This window comes from Mesorhizobium sp. M2D.F.Ca.ET.226.01.1.1 (assembly GCF_004022705.2).
Taxonomy (GTDB): domain Bacteria; phylum Pseudomonadota; class Alphaproteobacteria; order Rhizobiales; family Rhizobiaceae; genus Mesorhizobium.
The window spans coordinates 1-1,968 of sequence record NZ_RZOY02000034.1 but is presented as its reverse complement, the minus strand read 5'-3'; the positions used below and the strand labels follow the sequence as shown (position 1 = coordinate 1,968).

Below are 1,968 nucleotides of genomic sequence, written 5' to 3'. Positions count from 1 at the left end.
CCGCTGACCGTCGACCGGGTCACGGGCATCGTCTCGCGCGGCGGCTCGATCATGGCCAAATGGTGCCTGCACCATCACCGGGAGAGCTTCCTCTACGAGCATTTCGAGGAGATCTGCGACATCGCCAGAGCCTATGACGTTTCCTTCTCGCTCGGCGACGGCCTTCGTCCCGGTTCAATCGCCGATGCGAACGACGCGGCGCAATTCGCCGAACTGGAAACACTTGGAGAACTCACCAAGATTGCCTGGGCAAAGGACTGCCAGGTGATGATCGAAGGCCCGGGCCATGTCCCCATGCACAAGATCAGGCAGAACATGGACAAGCAGCTCGCAGTGTGCGGTGAGGCGCCGTTCTACACGTTGGGGCCGCTGACGACCGACATCGCGCCGGGCTATGACCACATCACCTCAGGGATAGGTGCCGCCATGATAGGCTGGTTCGGCACCGCAATGCTTTGCTACGTCACGCCGAAAGAGCATCTCGGCCTTCCCGACCGCAACGACGTCAAGATTGGGGTGATCACTTACAAGATAGCCGCCCATGCAGCCGATCTGGCGAAGGGCCATCCGGCAGCGAAAACCAGGGATGATGCCCTTTCGCGCGCGCGCTTCGAGTTCCGCTGGGAGGACCAGTTCAACCTGTCGCTCGACCCCGAAACCGCACGGTCCTTCCACGACCAGACCTTGCCCAAGGAGGCGCACAAGCTGGCACATTTCTGTTCGATGTGCGGGCCGAAATTCTGCTCCATGCGCATTTCCCACGACATCCGTGCCGAGGCTCAGAAGGAAGGCATGGCGGCAATGGCGGCAAAATACCGGGAGGGCGGCGATCTCTACATGCCGGCGGACGAGACTGGCGTACCGGTCGTGCCGGAGGCTCCCAAACCATCATGAGGGTGCTCGTCAAAGGGGCCGGCGTTGCCGGCCTCACCGTCGCTTTCGAACTCGCCGCCCGCGGCGCGACGGTCACAGTCGCCGAGATGCGGCATGGCCTTGGCGGCAACGCGTCGTGGTTCGCCGGCGGCATGCTGGCGCCATGGTGCGAGCGCGAAAGCGCGGAGCAGCCGGTGCTGGATCTCGGACGCGACGCTGCCGACTGGTGGGATGCGGTGCTGTCGGGTCAGGTGACACGGGCCGGGACATTGGTCGTGGCCGCGCCGCGTGATGCCGGTGAGCTTGACCGGTTCGCCAGTCGCACGTCAGGGCATAGGCGCGTCGATGAAAACGAAATTGCGCTCCTGGAACCCGACCTCGCCGGCCGCTTCCGGCGTGGATTGCTCTTCCCCAACGAGGCTCACCTCGACCCACGCCAGGCGATGGCGGCACTTCATGACAACCTTGCGACCATGGGTGTCAAATTCCACTTCGGCTGCGACGCCCGGCCTGTTTCGGGTTTCGCCCGTCAGATAGACTGCATGGGAATGGCAGCGGCCGATGACAGGCTGCGCGGTGTTCGCGGCGAAATGCTGATCCTTCGCACGCCTGATGTCTCGCTGTCGCGGCCGGTCCGTTTGCTTCATCCACGCTTTCCGCTTTATGCCGTGCCGCGCACCGATCACCGTTTCATGATCGGAGCGACGATGATTGAAAGCCAGAGCGCCGGACCGGTGACGGCGCGTTCCATGATGGAGCTGCTGGGCGCCGCCCATGCCCTCCATCCGGCCTTTGGTGAGGCCGAGATCGTTGAAACCGGTGTGGGTGTCCGTCCGGCATTTCCCGACAATTTGCCACGCGTCGAAACAGACGGTGAGATCATCGCGATCAACGGTCTTTATCGTCACGGTTTTCTCCTCGCCCCCGCCATGGCGCGCCAGGCTGCCGGCCTGGTTTTCAGTCAAGACAGAACCAAGGAGCATGCTCATGAAACTGATGGTCAACGGCGAGGCGCGTGAGATTGCCGCCACCACGCTGGCCGAGTTGCTTGCCGCGCTCGACTATGAGGGCGATTGGCTCGCCACCGCCGTCAAC

At 63.2% G+C, this 1,968-nt stretch carries 3 protein-coding genes; all 3 read left to right on the top strand.

What is annotated here, in order from left to right; genetic code table 11:
• The coding region (locus tag EN869_RS33625) for a phosphomethylpyrimidine synthase ThiC (RefSeq protein ID WP_189348024.1) at positions 1-894 on the top strand (894 nt) is incomplete at its 5' end.
• On the top strand, positions 891-1,892 hold the full coding sequence (thiO, locus tag EN869_RS33620) for a glycine oxidase ThiO (RefSeq protein WP_126057621.1): 1,002 nt from the start codon (positions 891-893) through the stop codon (positions 1,890-1,892). The genes EN869_RS33625 and thiO, both read left to right, overlap by 4 nt.
• The coding region (locus EN869_RS35410) for a MoaD/ThiS family protein (RefSeq protein WP_281035895.1) at positions 1,861-1,968 on the top strand (108 nt) is incomplete at its 3' end. The genes thiO and EN869_RS35410, both read left to right, overlap by 32 nt.